Genomic DNA, 17475 nt, shown 5'->3' with positions numbered 1-17475 from the left:
GGATCAGATTCCTTGTTCGCTGAGCCACAGGTTCAGCGCCGCCAGTTGCCACAGCTTGGAGCCGCGCAATGGGGTCAACTGGCCTTGTGGATCGGTCAACAGGCGGTCGAGCATGGCCGGCTTGAACAGGCCGCGATCCTGGCTTGGATCGAGCAGCAGTTCACGCACCCAGTTCAGCGTGTCGCCTTGCAAGTGCTTGAGACCGGGCACCGGGAAGTAACCTTTCTTGCGGTCGATCACTTCACTGGGAATCACCAGCCGAGCGGCTTCCTTGAGCACCTGCTTGCCACCGTCCGGCAGTTTGAATTTGCCCGGAACGCGGGCCGACAATTCCACCAGGCGATAGTCGAGAAACGGCGTGCGCGCCTCCAGGCCCCAGGCCATGGTCATGTTGTCGACGCGTTTGACCGGGTCATCCACCAGCATCACCGTGCTGTCCAGACGCAACGCTTTATCCACCGCGGCATCGGCGCCGGGTTGAGCGAAGTGTTCACGGACGAAGTCGCCAGCGGCGTCGTTGGCGGTCAACCATTTCGGCTTCACGGTGGCGGCGTAGTCGTCGTAGCTAAGGTCGAAGAACGCATCGCGATAAGCGGCGTACGGATCGCTTGCGCCATCGACTTGCGGATACCAGTGATAACCGGCGAACAATTCGTCCGCGCCCTGGCCGCTCTGCACCACTTTGCAATGTTTGGCCACTTCCCGCGACAGCAGGTAAAAGGCGATGCAGTCATGGCTGACCATCGGCTCGCTCATGGCGCGGAACGCCGCGGGCAGTTGCTCAATGATCTCTTTTTCCTGGATACGCAACTGGTGATGCTGGGTGCCGTAGTGCTTGGCGATCAGGTCCGAGTACTGAAACTCGTCGCCACGCTCGCCGCCGGCATCCTGGAAACCGATGGAAAAAGTCGACAGATTCTCCACGCCGACTTCCCGCAACAGCCCGACCAGCAGGCTCGAATCGACGCCGCCCGAAAGCAGCACACCGACATCCACAGCAGCCCGCTGACGAATCGCCACTGCTTCACGGGTGCTCTCGAGCACGCGGTCGCGCCAGTCTTCCAGGGTCAGATTCATTTCATCGGCGCGCGGGCCGTAGGGCAGGGTCCACCAGGTTTTCTGTTCGGTGGTGCCATTGGCATCGATGCGCATCCAGGTGGCTGGCGGCAGCTTTTCGATGCCTGCCAGCAAGGTGCGCGGCGCCGGAACCACCGCGTGGAAATTCAGGTAGTGATTGAGCGCCACCGGGTCGAGGACCGGGTTGATATCGCCGCCCTTGAGCAGGGCTGGCAATGCCGAGGCAAACCGCAGGCGCTGGCCGGTGCGCGACAGGTACAAAGGCTTGACGCCCAGACGGTCGCGGGCGATGAACAGCCGTTCGTTATCACGTTCCCAGATGGCGAAAGCGAACATGCCATTGAGCTTGGGCAGCAAATCCTCGCCCCAGGCGTGGTAGCCCTTGAGCAGCACCTCGGTGTCGCCGCTGGAATAGAAGGCATAACCGAGACTTTCCAGTTCGGCGCGCAGTTCCGGGAAGTTGTAGATCGCGCCGTTGAAGGCCAGGGACAAGCCCAGTTGACTGTCGACCATCGGCTGCGCCGAGCCGTCCGACAAATCCATGATCTTTAAACGACGATGGCCCAGGGCAATCGGCCCTTGGCTATGGAAGCCCCACGCGTCAGGACCGCGAGGTGCCAGGTGATGGGTGATCCGTTCAACCGCAGCCAGGTCGGCAGGTTGGTGATCGAAACGTAATTCTCCAGCTAATCCGCACATAAATTCCTTACCGGTTTTTCCGTTGGGGAGGGGTCAAGCATTACCGTGCCAAATGGCGGGTACTCTGAAACTGACCCGAGGAAATCGCTGGAGTTTTAGATCGATAAGTTATAAGTAGCCAGGGGTGGCTCTGGCAGCAGTCGCGACGAGCATAGGTGCCTGAAAGCATAAAAACCGCAGGGCTTTTCGGTCCGAGGCAAAGGCTCTACTTGGCTTGCTTGAACATTTCTGCGGCGCGCCTGGCGATTTCTTCCTGGGACAAGTCTTCCTTATGGGTGGCAAGAAACCACAAGTGACCGTATGGATCTTTCAGGGTGCCGGTGCGATCGCCGTAGAACTGGTCTTTGACTTCAGAGACCATCTCACCTCCGGCTGCAATCGCCTGGGCGAACTGTTTGTCGACATCATTGACATACAAATGCAGGCCCACCGAGATGCCGGTCTGTTCAGGACTGCGCAGAGACGCAGCCTCGCAGGGGGTGGCGAGCATGATGGCCGAATCGCCGATGCGTAGTTCGGCGTGGCCGATGTCACCGTTGGGTGCAACCAGGCGCATGATTTCCGTGGCGCCAAATGCTTTTTTGTAGAACTCGATCGCCTCTGCGGCTTTTTTGATGCCCAGATAGGGCGTGATGCTGTGAAAGCCCTCGGGTATCGGTTTAACGCTCATGTTGGTTCTCCTTGTTGTTGGGGGGATAACGTAATCCTTCACCGTTCCGGTCGATTCACTATAGGTCACGACAAACCGGGCAGCCGAGAGGCCGACGGGTAGCAGCATCGCAATGTCTGAACAACGCTGGTGGGCTATGTGGTTCGTGTGCCTGGTAGCCGTACAGGCCACTAGATCGACAACTGCAAAATACGCTCACCCTGAGGGTTATCCACTGCCCGGAGTTTATTCACTGTCAGTTCGCCGATCTTGATCAGCCGGGTGCGGGTGACGTTGCGGCTCAGGCCCAGCAGGTTGGCGGTGTGTATCTGGTTGTAATGACTGAAACGGTAAGCGGCCCGCAGCAACGCGTCTTCGACTTTCTCATGCAGCGCACCAGCCTGTTCTTCGAAGAGCTGTTGCAACGCCCGGTCGAGCAAGGCTTCAGCCGAATCATTGAGGTGAGTATGGCTGTCGTCCTGATGCTCGATGCGCATGTTCGACAAGCGTAAATCATCGCGTTGATCAGCCCGTTGCGGCAGATCAGCAGGGTGTGATGAATGACGTTTCCCAGTTCGCGGATGTTGCCCGGCCAACTGTAGGTCCTGAGTTTATGTTCGGCCTCACTGCTGATGCCGATCGCACCATAACCCAGGCGCTGGCTGTAAGACTCGATGAAGTGTCGGGTCAGCGGCAGGATGGAATACTCAGGCCAGCAGCCCGCTTTGGCGCAATGCGTCACGCTGGGCTTTGGGCGTGCCGCCGCGCTCATCCCGTTCGACAGCTGTCAGGGCAAACTCGGCCGCCAGTTGGCGGGCGATCTGCAAAGGGGACAACAGGGCGCTTTGCGGCTTGGCAGTCACGCGGTGTTCCTTGGTAATGGGCGTCGAAATCGACATGGATTCATCGGGCCGAACACTCACTTTGTGGCGAGTGCTGTTGTGGCGAGGGGGCTTGCCCCCGCTGGGCTGCGAAGCGGCCCCAAAAACTGGCGACTGCGTCCTGTCAGGTAAAACGCATCAGCCGGTTTTACGACTGCTTCGCAGCCGAGCGGGGGCAAGCCCCCTCGCCACACAAGCCCGCTCCCACAGAGGTTGATCAGGCCTTGGCTTGTGCAGGTAAAACATCATTGGCGATCATTTCGCCGAACGGTCCGGTGAGGTTGGTGACGCCGCGACCGGCAAGGCTGGCGTAGGGTTCCGGCAGCAACGGGAACACCAGTTCGGCGAAGCGGTAAGCTTCTTCAAGGTGCGGGTAGCCAGAGAAAATGAAGCTCTCGATACCCAGATCCGCGTACTCCTTGATCCGCGCGGCCACCTGCTGCGGATCGCCGACCAGCGCAGTGCCGGCACCGCCACGTACCAGGCCGACTCCAGCCCAGAGATTGGGGGCGATTTCCAGATTGTCACGTCGACCGTCATGCAGCGCGGCCATGCGCCGCTGGCCTTCGGAGTCGAAGCGCGAGAAGGACTTTTGCGCCGCGGCAATAGTCTCGTCGCTGATATGCTCGATCAGTTTGTCGGCGGCTTTCCAGGCTTGCTCGGCGGTTTCGCGGACGATCACATGCAGACGAATCCCGAACTTCACTGTGCGACCCTGGCGAGCCGCGCGTTCACGCACATCGGCCAGCTTCGCGGCGACGGCGGCCGGTGGTTCGCCCCAGGTCAGGTAGACATCGACCTGCTCGGCGGCCAGGTCGTGGGCCGCGTCGGAAGAACCGCCGAAGTACAACGGCGGATAAGGTTTCTGCACCGGTGGATACAGCGCCTTGGCGTTCTGCACGCGCAGATGCTTGCCTTCGAAATCCACCGACTCGCCTTGCAGCACCCGGCGCCAGATCTTGAGGAATTCATCGGTGACTTCGTAGCGTTCGCCGTGGTCGAGGAAGCTGCCGTCGCCACGGTTTTCGTCCGGGTCGCCCCCGGTCACCACGTTGATCAGCAGGCGGCCATTGGACAGCCGGTCCAGGGTTGCGGCCATGCGCGCCGAAACGGTCGGCGAGATGATCCCCGGACGAATCGCCACCAGGAAGCGCAAGCGCTCGGTCAATGGCACCAGGGCCGAGGCGATGACCCACGAGTCTTCGCATGAACGCCCGGTGGGAATCAGCACACCGTGATAGCCGAGATTGTCCGCGGCCTGGGCCACTTGTTTAAGATAATTGAGCGTGACCGGGCGCGCGCCCTGAGTGGTGCCCAGGTAGTGGCCGTCGCCGTGAGTGGGGAGAAACCAGAAAACGTTCATGAACAGATCCTTAAGCGATTTTCAGCAGAGGGTTGGCGTGCACGCTGAACAGCAGCGGTGCGGCGCGTTCTGCAGCCAGGCGAATGCGAGCCTTCAAAGGCTCACTGGTTATTTGATAGTTGGAGAAGTCGGCCTCGGTGGCGTACACACCGATCGGCAAGCTCAGGGCCTGGAAGAAACTGAACAGCGGCCGCAACTGGTGATCGAGTATCAGCGCATGGCGCTCGCTGCCGCCGGTGGCCGCCAGCAGGACCGGGGTGTCGATCAGGGCATTGAGGTCCACCAGGTCGAACAGATGCTTGAGCAGCCCCGGGTAAGAACCGCGATACACCGGTGTGGCGACGATCAGCAGGTCGGCGCTTTCAATGCTTTGCAGCTCGGCTTCGACCTCAGCGCTCAGTTCCTGACGAGACAGCGCGGTGCCCAATGAGCGGGCGATACCCCCCAGCTCGATCAGCCTGCTCTCGATGGGTAGCTGCCGGGCCAGGTCCGCGAGCAAGGCCTGGGTCAGCACCAGCGTGCGGGAAGGGCGATAGGTGCTACCGCAGACGGCTACGACTTGCAACGAGCGCGACATGATCAGTTCCTTTCAAACAGTTGCTCAAGGAGCAGTGAGTAGTGAGTGGGCTTGAGCAAGAGCTGTACCAAACCGTCGAAGCCTTTATCTGCGGGGCTTTCAGCGAGTTCCCTGGGGACTGCTGTGTTGCTTGGGAGCGGTTTTGTTGATCGACTGTTGCTGAGCGAACAGTTGCCCGGCCACTGCATGCGGTGCAGGTTCGTTATAAAGACTGTTTGTTATTCCGTAAAATATCGTAAAAAGATATTAATATAACTATAAGGCATATAAGGGTTGGATTTATCCACTTATGCAAAAGTCGATAGCGACTATTGAGAGCGTTGATTTTTGTCCGCCCAAGCCTGGGAGTAGCCTGTGTTCATTGCTTAACGCCAGCTTGTCCGGAGTTTCCCGTGAATCGTTTTCTCGCCACTTCTTTGCTGCTTGCCGCCTCGGTCCTTGCCGGCTGTGGGACTCATTATTCTCCCGAGCTACGGCCCTACACGGCGGAAGAAAGTCGGGAACTGGCGTTGGAGGCGTTGAATCGTCGCGGATTGTCATTTGAGGAATACCACCAGAAAAAAGCCGAGTTGCTCCGCCAGCCGCAAAAAGCCTTTGGCTTCGATGCTCGGGGCGAAATGAACGCCGAGCGCGGCCTTCCCCTGGACGGGCATCCAAGCTGAGCGGACTGTACTGCTCAAAGTTTTGCGCAACTGTCCGTGGGTTTCACCGGATTGGTGGGATAGGGTCAACTCCTGACCGACCTTGATGGACTACCCCATGACACTCTCACTGGATTTGCTGCTGGGCTTTGCCCTGTTCGCGCTCGTCACCTCCGTCACTCCCGGACCGAACAACACCATGCTCCTGGCCTCGGGTGTCAATTTCGGTTTCAATCGTTCCATTCCTCATATGCTTGGCATCAGCTGTGGATTCTTCGTCCTGGTGCTGGCGGTCGGCTTCGGCCTGGGTGCGGTTTTTCAGACCTATCCATTGCTCTACAACGTGCTGCGTTATGTCGGCGCGGCTTATCTGCTGTACCTGGCCTGGAAAATCGCCCACTCCGGGCCGGTTTCCGAAACAGCGCAGGGTCAGGGCAAACCGATCAGCTATTGGGGCGCGGCGGCCTTCCAGTGGGTCAATCCCAAGGCCTGGATCATGGCGGTCGGCGCCATCAGCACCTACACACCCTTGCAGGGTTACTTCACCAACGTGGTGGTGATCGCCGCGGTCTTTGCCTTGATCAACCTGCCGAGCGTCAGTCTTTGGGTCGCCTGTGGCAGCTTGTTGCGCAAGGTATTGCGCGATCCGCGCTGGTTGCGGGTGTTCAATCTAAGCATGGCCTTGCTGCTGGTGGCCTCGCTGTACCCGTTATTACTGGAAAGTGCAGGAAACTAGTTTTGTCAATAGCCGGAAGGCAGTGACTAGTAGTTCTGCTAGTCTTTTTTGACGCCGTTATAGAACCGAACTAAGCCTAAGAGGCGCGGTGATAAAACAGTCTTTTGCTCGCGCACTTGATAATAAAGTGAGTGCTTGCGCGTTCCTGTCGTGGTGTAGGCGTAGTGGAATAGTTTGGGCTTGCTTTCAATAGAAACATCACCGCTCAACAGTGTTGAGCATTGAGTTTCGGCTCCGAATACTCTCTTGCAATAGCGAACAAATTGTCTGCCATGCAGAGGGCGTATCGGGTTAGCAAGGAGAAGCTATATATGCGTGCGCCTGTCGTCTTTCACCGCTTTTTTTGGATTGCATGTCTTGCCATCCTGGCCCTGTTACTGGGCGCCTGGTTTGTCTTAGCCTATTTCTTTGACTCGTCGTCAGCGCAAAAGCCACCGGCAGCGTGTGCGGCGGATCCTTATATTGTGGGCACGGACTATCTGCAAGGGGATCAGGTAAAGAACCTCGACCGGTATTTCGAGTGTTGGAAAGATGACGAGGCACCGCTGGGTCCAGACAGTTGGAAGTGGTGTAAACAGGCAGCCTACGCCCCCGGCAAACCCGAAAACTCAGCAAACTGGCCTGACGCCTGGAAAGAACTCGAATGCGGTGGTTTTGAAGGCAACCGTCTAAGTCTGAATTTTGCCACCCTCAGTGGCAAGGCACCGTTGAAAGAGGCGGTGATCGGTGTGGCTCGGGCCGATCAGGTGGTCACCGGAGTCTTGCGTTGCAAAGCGCAGGAAATCCCCATCAGTGCCAAAGCCAATGAAACGCTCGATATCGATGGTCTGAAAGCCTGCGACTATCAACTGGTCATGGATGTTGCCGATGGTTTCGCGCCGCTGAACACGCCGCGAATCGTGTCCTTCAAGGAGGATGAGGGGGACCATCAGACGTTGACCGTGAAGTATCGTACGCCGGTCGACATCGGCAAACTCAGTGGCCTGCCCGGGATCAAGATCGAGTTGTTCGCCCAGGGCCTGATGCAGCCTCGGCAAATGGCCATGGGCAAGCACGTACTCTATGTGGGCTCCAGTGCAATTCCCTCGTATGTTTATGACGGGAAAATTGCTGACATGATTTATGCGTTGCCTCTGGATGACGCTGGCAAGCCGACGGGAATCTACGTGATCGCCAGCGGTCAGGAAGAGCCCCATGGCGTGGCTTACCGCGATGGCGATTTGTATTACTCGACTACCGGTGGGCTTTATCGCCTGAGCAATGCCGATGAAAACTACAAAGACCCCAAGCCTGAACGTGTTCTGAACTTTCCGGCAGACGACACACTATTTCCTCTACCGTCCCAGGCGTCAGGTTCTTCAACGCGTATCTGGCATATGAAGCATCCGCTGCATTTCAACCCGCTCGATCCGACGGACAAGGGGCTCTACACGGCAGTCGGAACTCCCTGCAACCTGTGCATGATTCCCGCCGACGGGCGTTACGGCGCGTTGCTGCGTTATGACCTGGAGACCGGCAAGGCTCAAGTGCTGGCCAAGGGGATTCGCAACACCGTAGGGTTTGACTGGAATCCCAAGACTCGGGAGATCTGGTTCAGCGATAACAATCGGCAGGGGTTCTCCAACCCCGATGAAGTCAACCGGATCAGTGGCCAGGGTCTGCATTTCGGGGTTCCCTACCGGTTCGGCAAGGATACGCCGGGCTTCACAAAAGAGGAGTTCGAAAACCCTGGCGTAATTCAGCCGCCATTGGTTCCCGGTGCGATTGTTTCAGACAAGTCACTGGAGCAGATAAATCCACAGGATTACGTGCCTACGGCGTTTGCGCTGGGTACCAATACCGCGCCATTGGGTGTCAAATTCTGGGATGGTTACCCGACTCAGGGCGACACCCAGCGTTTGCTGGTGGCGCTACACGGTGCCGGTTCAACCGAAAGGCCGGGGATAGGTGTGCGGATGCTGACGATTCAGGGCGGGACCCGGGTGGTCAATCAGATCCCGCTGATCAATCACTCCGAACAGGACCTTGATCAAAACGATGCGTATGCGCTGAATGGTTCAACGGGGCGCCCGACGGACTTCCTCGAACTGGCAGACAAAAGTCTGCTGATTTCCGATGACGTGGCCGGGATAATTTATCGCGTGCGCTACGACGCTGACGCGGTACTGGATACACAGTTGGCATTGCGGCCGATGCTGGCGCCTGTGCCCGAGTTGAGCGACGAGATGATCAGCGGTTATTTGATCTCTCCAGACGGGGATAGCCGACTGTTTCATGTGTCCTGGGATCCAGCTGACAGCGAATCGGGGATAGTCCTCAATGGCCTCGCCTACGGGGAATATCAGCTTAAGCTCAATGATGTAAAAAACTTGATTCCGCAGGTTCGCACTACCCACTTCACATTGTCTGCTGCAAACAAAACTCAAACGATCAACTTGCGGTATCGCGAGCGGCCGATAAAGCTTGAGGTCAAGGTGACTATTCCGGCCCCGCCAAAACCTGCATCAGTAACCGATGACCAATGGCATATCACCATCAGGAACAAGGCCGATCTTGCTGAGCAACCACGTACGGTAAACGTGCCGTGGGGGGGGAATGTTACGCAGACTCTGGACTACGGTCAGTACGAGATTCTTTATCCGTTCTACGCCAAGGAAAAACCGCAGCCTGAACTCGTGAGCGTGGTAATCGATGAGTCAAGCGAGGACATGCAGGTTTTACCAATGTCGTATCGCAAGGTAGAAGAACTGGGCCCTGTGGTACTGGCCGAAACCTGCACCAAATGTCACGCCGTGGAGTATTTCAATAGCTTGCGCATGGCCCTTGCCTGGAGTGTGGCGGGCCAGGATGCCTTGGTAAAACAGATCAAGAGCATGCCGGTAGCGGGGCATTGCGATACCACCTGTGCCGCGGAAATCAGCAAGCACTTGTATAACGTCGTCTGGGCGCCTTACCTGAACCCGGCCGCGTCCTATGGTGAGCGGCAACTGCGACTGCTGACGCCTGCGGAGTATGCCGCCAGCGTTAAAGACATACTGGATGTCGAGATTAATCCCGAGAAGTTACCGGCCGACAAATCGGAGAAGGACTTTAAATACCCCGGCGAGGCGGATAAAGGCATTCTTCAGACCGAAGATGTAAAGCTGTTCTACGACATGGCGTTGTTCGTGGCTGACAAGGTTGCTCCCGAGCAATTAGCCTCACTCAAATTGGCCAGCCAGCCTGACCTCGTGACCGCTTTGGGTTACCGGTTGTTCCGGCGTCCTTTGAGTGACGCAGAACATGCTCGCTATAAGTCTTTGCTGGACAAGGATGGGCAGACTGGCCTGGTGGCCGGGATGCTGCTGTCACCTAACTTCCTGTATCGCTCGGAACTCGGGCAGACGGTGGCGGGCCGCTCAACCGTGTTCAAGCTTACGCCGTTCGAGTTGGCGACGGCTCTCTCTTATGCTTTTGAGGGCGCGACGCCGAGTATCGAACTTTTAGACAAGGCCGAGAAGGGCTTACTGAATACCCCGCAACAAATCGGCGCCGAGGTCGAGCGGATGATGCGCTCCGAGCGAGGCGTCGAACAGTTCAACCGTTTTATCAGCTACTACATCAAGACCAATCGCGGCGTACAGGAGAAACCGGGGTTGACCGCGGACATGATCCGGCTGATGGCTCGGGAACAGTATCTGTTGACGCGCAATGTGATGCTGGATGGGCAAGGAACGCTCAATGAACTGTTCAACCCAGGGTACACCTACCTCAACGCTCCTCTTGCGGATCATTACGGGATCAGTGGCATCAGTGGTGACGCCCTGCAAAAGGTCCCGGTCGATGAAAAGCGAGGAGGGTTGCTCCATCTCGGACTCACTCAGGCGGCCACCTCGGACTACCAGGAGACGTCATTGGTCAGGCGCGGCATCATGATTCGCGAGCAGATGTTCTGTCGTGAGTTTGGCGCACCGGTCGAAGCCGATCCTACGAGGCCGGACTACCCTGCACGGGCGATCACCAATCGCGAGCACTGGGATCTGGTCAACGGCGAACAGGCGTCCGGGGGGCGTTGCTGGCAGTGCCATCAATACATGAATGACACCGGTTCTTCCATGGAGCACTACGACGCGGCGGGGCGCTATCGTCTTGAGGAACCAGCCTACAACTATGCGCAATATCCGCAGGTGTTGCCGATCAAAGCATCCGGCCCATTCCTGTGGTCCGGAGGGAAGGAGGACATCAATGACGTTCGTGATATCGCCAAGCTGATACCGCGCAACCCTGCGTCGTTGTTCTGCATGGCGGATAGCTACTTCCGTTTTGCGTTCGGCAACAAATCCGATGAGGCGACGTCCGGCACCGTCAAGGCTATCGCCGATGGCTTGCAGAACTCCGGTTCTCTGCGTGAAATGCTCAGAGCCCTGGGCACTTCCAATGCATTCCTATACAAGACCGAGAGGGAGTGATTATGGGCATTTTGAAAAGTCGTCGTCGTTTCCTTGCTGGCTTGGCCGCAGCGGGTGTGTATGGGCCCCTGACTCAGTTCGGTCTTGCGCGCATGGCTCTGGCGGGGCAAACCCAGCAGGCGAAATTGAAGGTGGTGTTCTTTGTCGTACCGGATGGTACGGCTGTGGATTCTTTTACCGACCAGAACGGTTTTGGCGATGGTCGAGGTCTGTGGTATCCATTGGCGCAGGGGGCGGATAGCACGGAGTTCGAATTGAATGAGGTCAGCCGCGAATTGGCAGCCTATCGCAGTCAATCCCTGTACCTTCGCGGCATCATCCTTGGACCCGGTAATGGCGGCCATAATGGCTGGACCAGGGTATTGCGAGACAGTGCGGCCAGCATGTCGTCCATCGACGTGTTGCTGGGGCAGGCTTTGCCAGGCACGGTTCCGTCCCAGCGCAGCCTGTTTTCAGGCCCCCATGCCGGTGTTGACGGTACGCCGTGGTTTGTCTCATGGGAAGGCACGGCGATTCGCACACCCTACCGCGACCCGGTGCTGATGTACGAATCGATACTGGGTATACCCAGCCGTGCGGTGCGTGAACAGCAACTCAAGAACACCAGCGTATTTGACCCCGCGAAGCTCGAAATCCAGGAGCTCAAAGGCAAGCTTTCCGGTGGCCAGCGACAAAAACTGGAAACCCACATGGACTCGGTGGAGCAGGTCATCAAGGATATAGAAAACGAGCTGCCTATTGGCGAGTGTGCCCCGCTCAGCCTGGAGCCACTGCCGTACCAGTCGGCGGAGTACCGGACCAGAGTGCAGGCCAGTCATCATCAGGTCGTTGCTACCGCTTTGGGTTGTGGAATCAGTCGAGTGGCGACGATTCAGGTCGGGCGCTCGGCCGAGTCGCTGAATATTCTCGACGTCAGTCCTACCGCCAATCCTCATAAATGCGCTCATAGGGAGCATGGGGAGGCAACCTGGAAAGGTACACGCCAGTGGTACGTCAAGCAGGTCAAACTGTTCATGGACGAACTGGCAAGACATGCCGACCCGGATGTGCCGAGCGACACTCTGCTCAAACATACCCTCGTCGTAGTGACCAGCGAATTGGCCGATGGCGCGCCAGAGCATACTATCGACATGCCTATGGTGCTGATGGGAGGGGCCGGTGGATTGCTGAAGAGTGGCGACGGTGCTGGTCGCTACTTGAATATCACTTCACAGTTCGATCAAACGCATCATTCGGGAAATCCGGTCATCGGCAGAAACTTCGTCGACATGCAACGCATCTGGGCCACCATCGCCAAAGCGGCGGGAACCAGTGTGCCTTATGGAGGCAATATCACTCCGGTGAGCGGTATATTCCAATGTCTGAATGAAGTCTCGCTACTCAAAAAAACCGGAAAGTCTGAATGTCGGGCTTTCCGGTTTTTATGTTTAATCCGCCTATGGGACACGGCCAATGGCCGATTGCCTCTCGCTAGCCCCTTATGCAGCCTGTTAAGCTGAATTTCAGGAGCGTTCCTACGCACTTTCAAGAGAGGTCGTCCTTCTTTAACTGCATCCGATCAGGTATTGCTTACGGTCTGCCGTTTTGCGCCACTTTCGGGTTGGCGCCGGTCAACGTTCATCACCGAGCATGCCTGATCCGGGAACACGCTCAGCGAGTCTTTTTTATGAATAAACGCCCTTTGTATTTCGACTACGCCGCCACCACGCCGGTGGATGATCGAGTCATCCATGTGATGGTCGATTGTCTGGGGTTCAGCGGTAATTTCGGCAACCCGGCCTCCAGCTCCCATGCTTTCGGCCAACAGGCCCGGCAAACGGTTGAGCACGCCCGCTGGCAGGTGGCCGAATTGGTCGGGGCGCAGCCTGCGCAGATCGTCTGGACCTCCGGCGCCACGGAATCGAACAACCTTGCACTCAAGGGCGTCGCCCAGGCCCGCGGTGGGTCGGGCGGGCATATCATCACCAGTCAAATCGAACACAAGGCGATTCTCGACACCGCCCGGCAGTTGCAGGATGCCGGGGTCGCCGTGACTTACCTGGTACCGGATGCCGAGGGTTTGATCAGCGCGCAGGCGGTCAGTGACGCGCTGCGCGAGGACACCTTTCTGGTGTCGCTGATGCTGGTCAACAATGAACTGGGTACCGTCAACGACATCCCGGCCATTGGCCAACGGGTGCGTGAGCAGGGTGCGTTGTTCCACGTCGATGCCGCGCAAGGCGCTGGCAAGGTGGCGATTGACCTGGCCGAGTGGCCGGTGGATCTGATGTCGTTTTCCGCCCACAAGATTTATGGCCCCAAGGGCATCGGTGCGCTGTATGTCGGCCCGCGTGCGCAGGAGCGCCTGCAGGCACAGATTCATGGTGGCGGGCACGAAGGCGGTTTGCGTTCCGGGACGCTCGCCACTCACCAGATCGCGGCCATGGGCGCGGCCTTTGCCCTGGCGGCGGAATCCTTCGGCGAAGAAGCTGCAACCATCGCGGCGTTGCGCGAGCGTTTGCTGGGGCAACTCTTCAGTATTCCCGGTGTACGCTTGAACGGCAGCGCGACCCAGCGCATTCCCCACACCTTGAGCCTGACCTTCAGCGAGGGCGAGTTCAATTCGGCGGCGTTGAGTGCATCGATTGCCTTTTCGGCGACTTCGGCCTGCAACTCGGCGAGTAATGCACCGTCCCATGTATTGCTGGCCCTGGGGCATGATGCTCGGGCGGCCAGTCGCACCATCCGCCTGAGCCTCGGGCGTTTCACCACCGAGCAGGATATCGACCAGGCGGCACAATTGATCAAGGCTGCATCCGCCAGTGCACCGGCGTTCTGGGCCGTTGCCCAACCATAAGGGCTTCCGCACGGCACCCAATAAAAATCATGAGTGATTAGCAGGAGACACAATGAGCACGCAACCATTGAGCAACGGAGCGGTTTCCCAGCGCCTGGCGCAAACCCGCGAGCTGATGAGCCGGGAGGGCATTCATGCCTTGCTGGTGCCGTCGGCCGATCCGCACCTGTCGGAATACCTGCCGGGCTATTGGCAGGGACGGCAATGGCTGTCGGGCTTTCATGGTTCGGTCGGCACGCTGATCGTGACCCCTGACTTCGCTGGCGTCTGGGCTGACAGCCGTTACTGGGAGCAGGCAAGCAAGGAACTCAAGGGCAGCGGTATCGAGCTGGTAAAACTTCAACCGGGACAACCAGGCCCGCTGGACTGGCTGGCCGAGCAGACTCCCGAAGGCGGCGTGGTCGCCGTCGATGGCGCGGTCATGGCGGTGGCTTCAGCGCGTACCCTGGGCAGCAAGCTCCAGGAACGTGGTGCTCGACTGCGCACCGATATCGATGTGTTGAACCAGGTCTGGCAAGACCGTCCAGCGCTGCCGGATCAGCCGATTTACCAACACTTGCCGCCCCAGGCCACCGTCAGCCGTGGCGAGAAACTCGCCAAACTGCGCGAGAACCTGAAAGCCCGTGGCGCCGATTGGCACTTCATCGCGACCCTCGATGACATCGCCTGGCTGTTCAACCTGCGTGGCGCCGATGTGTCATTCAACCCGGTTTTCGTTTCCTTCGCCTTGATTGGCCAGCAGCAGGCGACGCTGTTTGTCGCGCTGAGCAAAGTCGATGCACCATTGCGCGCGATCCTTGAACAGGATGGCGTGATCTTGCGTGACTACAGCGAAGTGGCCGCGGCATTGAGTGCAGTACCGAGCGGCTCGAGCCTGTTGGTCGACCCGGCGCGGGTAACGGCGGGGCTGCTGGATAACCTGGGCAGTGGCGTCAAGCTGCTGGAAGGGCTGAACCCGACGACCCTGGCCAAGTCGCAAAAAAGCCTCGCCGATGCCGAACATATTCGTCAGGCCATGGAGCAGGACGGCGCGGCGCTATGCGAATTCTTCGCCTGGCTGGACAGCGCATTGGGTCGTGAGCGAATCACTGAGTTGACTATCGATGAGCACCTGACCGCGGCGCGTACCCGCCGGCCGGGGTATGTCTCGCTGAGCTTCAATACCATCGCGGCGTTCAATGCCAACGGTGCGATGCCGCACTACCATGCCACCGAAGAAGAACATGCGCTGATCGAAGGCGATGGTTTGCTGCTGATCGACTCCGGTGGTCAGTACCTGGGTGGCACCACCGATATTACCCGCATGGTGCCAGTCGGCACGCCGACCGAGGAGCAGAAGCGTGACTGCACGCGGGTCCTCAAGGGCGTGATCGCGCTGTCCCGCGCACAGTTCCCGCGGGGCATTCTGTCGCCGCTGCTGGATTCCATCGCCCGTGCACCGATCTGGGCCGAAGGCGTCGACTACGGTCACGGCACCGGGCATGGCGTCGGTTATTTCCTCAACGTCCATGAAGGTCCGCAGGTGATTGCCTATCAGGCAGCGGCGGCACCACACACCGCGATGCAGCCGGGGATGATCACCTCCATCGAACCGGGCACTTATCGTCCTGGCCGCTGGGGGGTGCGGATCGAGAACCTGGCGTTGAATCGCGAAGCAGGCAGCACCGAATTTGGTGAATTCCTCAAGTTCGAAACCCTGACCCTGTGCCCGATCGACACTCGTTGCCTGGAGCCGGCATTGCTGACTCAAGACGAGAAAGAGTGGTTCAACGGCTATCACGCGCAAGTCCGTGAGCGTTTGAGCCCGCTGCTTGAAGGCGCGGCTCTGGAGTGGCTGAACACCCGGACGGCGGCTATTTAAATCGTCTTTGCAGCTTCATCAAGAGGGCGGCGCAAGCTCAGGTGTTTGAGCTAGCGCCAGTTCATTTACAGATGACGATCATGCTGCGGCTCGTATAGCCGGCGGGGTTCAGGCCAAAGGGGTAATCGCCGGGCTCTTCCACTGAGTCGCCGGATTTGGCGATCACTTTGTAGCCCTTGGCGCCGCACGAATTGGCGGCGCTGGCGTAACACTTGTCCCAGGAAGAGGAGAGGCCGGAGCAGTTGATATGCAGCCCCTTCTTACCACGCTTTACCTCGGTTTTTGAAGTTGCAGCACAGCTTGCAATGGCAAGTACGGTGAGCAGTATCAAGACTCGTTTCATTCCCTTCCTCTATAGCTGGCTTCGGGTCTGGCGCCCGAGTCTGGCTTTATCCGCTCTTGCATGTCGCGTGGATGATGTTCCTATTTGAAAAAAATCCATGGCTTACACAGAGTTAGGGCTAAACATGGCCTAATTGAGCGGCAAATGCCAGAGTTTCGTCAACCCCGCTTCAATCGGTAGCGAGCATTTGCGGGGATTGGCGGCGCATGGTCAGGGTGGCACCGGCGGAAGCGAGAATGATGCAGGCAATGGCAAGCCACTGGGCCACAGACAGGTACTCATGCAGGAACAACAGGCCAGACAGGGCGCCGAATGCCGGTTCCATGCTCATCAGCGTGCCAAAGGTCCTGGCTGGAATCCGGGTAAGGGCCACCATCTCCAGGGTGTAGGGCACGGCGGTAGACAAAATCGCCACGCCAATGGCGACCGGGATCAAGGAAGGCGTCAGTAAAGTCGCTCCAGCATGGACGATGCCCACCGGCGCGACGAATAACGCCGCGATCATCACACCCAACGCAGCGGTTTGAATGCCGTTGTCGGCACCGGCCTTTTGCCCGAACAGGATATACACCGCCCAGCAGACCCCTGCGCCCAGCGCATAAGCGGCGCCGACGAGGTCGATCCCGGAGCGGCTATCGCCGGTGGGAATCAGCAGTAGCAAACCGATGACTGCCAGGCCGATCCAGAGGAAATCCATGGCCCGGCGTGAAGCATAGATAGCGACCGCCAGGGGGCCGGTGAACTCCAGGGCAACCGCAATTCCCAGTGGAACGGTATTGAGTGACATATAGAAGAGCAGATTCATCCCGCCAAGCGCCATCCCGTAGACGATGACCGTGCGCAGGGTGCTGGCCGTGAACCTGGCGCGCCACGGGCGAAGCAGGATCAGCATGATGACGCTGGCAAAAATCAGCCGCAGGGTAGTGGTGCCTTGTGCTCCCACTACCGGGAACATGCTTTTTGCCAGGGATGCTCCGGACTGGATGGAAGCCATGGCGATCAGCAGCAGGCCGACCGGGAACAGAATCGAGGCAAGGCTTCGGGGTTGGTCAGTCATTAAGAGGCGTCATCCGCAAGTGGGCTGGTAAGTGTGCAGGACACATGATGCTCAACTATCGGGAAATGAGCAATATAGTGCGCAAGCAGTTTGCTGCACCTCTATATATAAGCAGGTTTTCAGGTTTTCGGCGGTTATTGATAGAAAAGCTAAATCAGCGCTTGACGGCAGATCCTGGAAGTCTATAATTCGCCCCACTTCCGGCGCAGTCGAAACGGAAAACTCCTTGGTAAACAAAGAGTTACGCAGTTTTCGGCAGCGAGTTGCTTCAGTTCACCGAAGCCCAGAAGGAGTTGATAAGGTCGTG

The 17475-nt window shown here is 58.2% G+C and carries 12 protein-coding genes and 2 pseudogenes; 6 read left to right on the top strand and 8 right to left on the bottom strand.

Annotated elements, in window-relative coordinates; translation table 11 throughout:
• Window positions 1–3: 3 nt before the first annotated feature.
• The 6 genes and pseudogenes from F8N21_RS23245 to msuE form a co-directional block, all read right to left on the bottom strand.
• The gene (locus tag F8N21_RS23245) at window positions 4–1776 is read right to left on the bottom strand and encodes an N-acetylglutaminylglutamine amidotransferase (protein ID WP_150644346.1); all 1773 of its coding nucleotides are present in this window, start codon (window positions 1774–1776) and stop codon (window positions 4–6) included.
• A gap of 205 nt (window positions 1777–1981) precedes the next feature.
• Window positions 1982–2446, bottom strand: coding sequence for a VOC family protein (locus tag F8N21_RS23240; RefSeq protein WP_150644345.1), 465 nt, complete (start codon window positions 2444–2446; stop codon window positions 1982–1984).
• Window positions 2447–2616: 170 nt separating this feature from the next.
• Window positions 2617–3125, bottom strand: a pseudogene (locus F8N21_RS23235) (sigma-54-dependent Fis family transcriptional regulator); the annotation flags it as partial.
• Between the two features lie 10 nt (window positions 3126–3135).
• Window positions 3136–3288: pseudogene (locus tag F8N21_RS23230) on the bottom strand (monooxygenase); the annotation flags it as partial.
• 235 nt (window positions 3289–3523) lie between these two features.
• On the bottom strand, window positions 3524–4669 hold the full coding sequence (ssuD, locus tag F8N21_RS23225) for an FMNH2-dependent alkanesulfonate monooxygenase (protein WP_150644344.1): 1146 nt from the start codon (window positions 4667–4669) through the stop codon (window positions 3524–3526).
• Window positions 4670–4679: 10 nt separating this feature from the next.
• Window positions 4680–5246, bottom strand: coding sequence for an FMN reductase (gene msuE, locus F8N21_RS23220; protein WP_150644343.1), 567 nt, complete (start codon window positions 5244–5246; stop codon window positions 4680–4682).
• Between the two features lie 392 nt (window positions 5247–5638).
• On the opposite strand from msuE, the gene F8N21_RS23215 reads away from it, so the two are divergent.
• From F8N21_RS23215 to F8N21_RS23190, 6 genes are all read left to right on the top strand, one after another.
• Window positions 5639–5908 (top strand): hypothetical protein, encoded by a 270-nt coding sequence (locus tag F8N21_RS23215; protein WP_150644342.1) that lies wholly within the window; start codon window positions 5639–5641, stop codon window positions 5906–5908.
• 97 nt (window positions 5909–6005) lie between these two features.
• Window positions 6006–6623: a LysE family translocator gene (locus F8N21_RS23210; RefSeq protein ID WP_150644341.1), complete on the top strand. Its 618-nt coding sequence runs from the start codon at window positions 6006–6008 to the stop codon at window positions 6621–6623.
• A 311-nt stretch (window positions 6624–6934) separates the two neighbouring features.
• Window positions 6935–11071 (top strand): DUF1592 domain-containing protein, encoded by a 4137-nt coding sequence (locus tag F8N21_RS23205; protein WP_150644340.1) that lies wholly within the window; start codon window positions 6935–6937, stop codon window positions 11069–11071.
• A gap of 2 nt (window positions 11072–11073) precedes the next feature.
• A complete protein-coding gene (locus F8N21_RS23200; protein ID WP_150644339.1) occupies window positions 11074–12570 on the top strand; it encodes a DUF1552 domain-containing protein in 1497 nt (498 codons plus the stop codon).
• Between the two features lie 167 nt (window positions 12571–12737).
• Complete coding sequence (locus F8N21_RS23195) at window positions 12738–13907, top strand: cysteine desulfurase family protein (RefSeq protein ID WP_150644338.1); 1170 nt, start codon at window positions 12738–12740, stop codon at window positions 13905–13907.
• 52 nt (window positions 13908–13959) lie between these two features.
• Window positions 13960–15768 carry an aminopeptidase P family protein gene (locus F8N21_RS23190; RefSeq protein WP_150644337.1) on the top strand — a complete coding sequence of 603 codons (1809 nt, stop codon included), beginning with the start codon at window positions 13960–13962 and terminating at the stop codon, window positions 15766–15768.
• Window positions 15769–15829: 61 nt separating this feature from the next.
• Here F8N21_RS23190 and F8N21_RS23185 read toward each other — a convergent pair whose 3' ends face one another.
• Window positions 15830–16111, bottom strand: a complete 282-nt coding sequence (locus F8N21_RS23185) for a hypothetical protein (RefSeq protein ID WP_150644336.1) — start codon at window positions 16109–16111, stop codon at window positions 15830–15832.
• Window positions 16112–16280: 169 nt separating this feature from the next.
• On the bottom strand, window positions 16281–17168 hold the full coding sequence (gene rhtA / locus F8N21_RS23180; RefSeq protein ID WP_150644335.1) for a threonine/homoserine exporter RhtA: 888 nt from the start codon (window positions 17166–17168) through the stop codon (window positions 16281–16283).
• Between the last annotated feature and the right edge of the window lie 307 nt (window positions 17169–17475).

Source organism: Pseudomonas fluorescens (assembly GCF_902497895.1).
Classification (GTDB): domain Bacteria; phylum Pseudomonadota; class Gammaproteobacteria; order Pseudomonadales; family Pseudomonadaceae; genus Aquipseudomonas; species Aquipseudomonas fluorescens_BP.
This window is presented reverse-complemented; position numbering and strand designations above follow the sequence as displayed.

What these genes read in the sequence shown, in the direction of transcription:
- F8N21_RS23200 (WP_150644339.1), top strand. Translation starts at nt 11,074, where the DNA reads ATGGGCATTTTGAAAAGTCGTCGTCGTTTCCTTGCTGGCTTGGCCGCA.
- F8N21_RS23240 (WP_150644345.1), bottom strand. Translation starts at nt 2,446, where the DNA reads ATGAGCGTTAAACCGATACCCGAGGGCTTTCACAGCATCACGCCCTAT.
- F8N21_RS23245 (WP_150644346.1), bottom strand. Translation starts at nt 1,776, where the DNA reads ATGTGCGGATTAGCTGGAGAATTACGTTTCGATCACCAACCTGCCGAC.
- F8N21_RS23185 (WP_150644336.1), bottom strand. Translation starts at nt 16,111, where the DNA reads ATGAAACGAGTCTTGATACTGCTCACCGTACTTGCCATTGCAAGCTGT.
- F8N21_RS23190 (WP_150644337.1), top strand. Translation starts at nt 13,960, where the DNA reads ATGAGCACGCAACCATTGAGCAACGGAGCGGTTTCCCAGCGCCTGGCG.
- ssuD (WP_150644344.1), bottom strand. Translation starts at nt 4,669, where the DNA reads ATGAACGTTTTCTGGTTTCTCCCCACTCACGGCGACGGCCACTACCTG.
- msuE (WP_150644343.1), bottom strand. Translation starts at nt 5,246, where the DNA reads ATGTCGCGCTCGTTGCAAGTCGTAGCCGTCTGCGGTAGCACCTATCGC.
- F8N21_RS23205 (WP_150644340.1), top strand. Translation starts at nt 6,935, where the DNA reads ATGCGTGCGCCTGTCGTCTTTCACCGCTTTTTTTGGATTGCATGTCTT.
- F8N21_RS23195 (WP_150644338.1), top strand. Translation starts at nt 12,738, where the DNA reads ATGAATAAACGCCCTTTGTATTTCGACTACGCCGCCACCACGCCGGTG.
- rhtA (WP_150644335.1), bottom strand. Translation starts at nt 17,168, where the DNA reads ATGACTGACCAACCCCGAAGCCTTGCCTCGATTCTGTTCCCGGTCGGC.
- F8N21_RS23210 (WP_150644341.1), top strand. Translation starts at nt 6,006, where the DNA reads ATGACACTCTCACTGGATTTGCTGCTGGGCTTTGCCCTGTTCGCGCTC.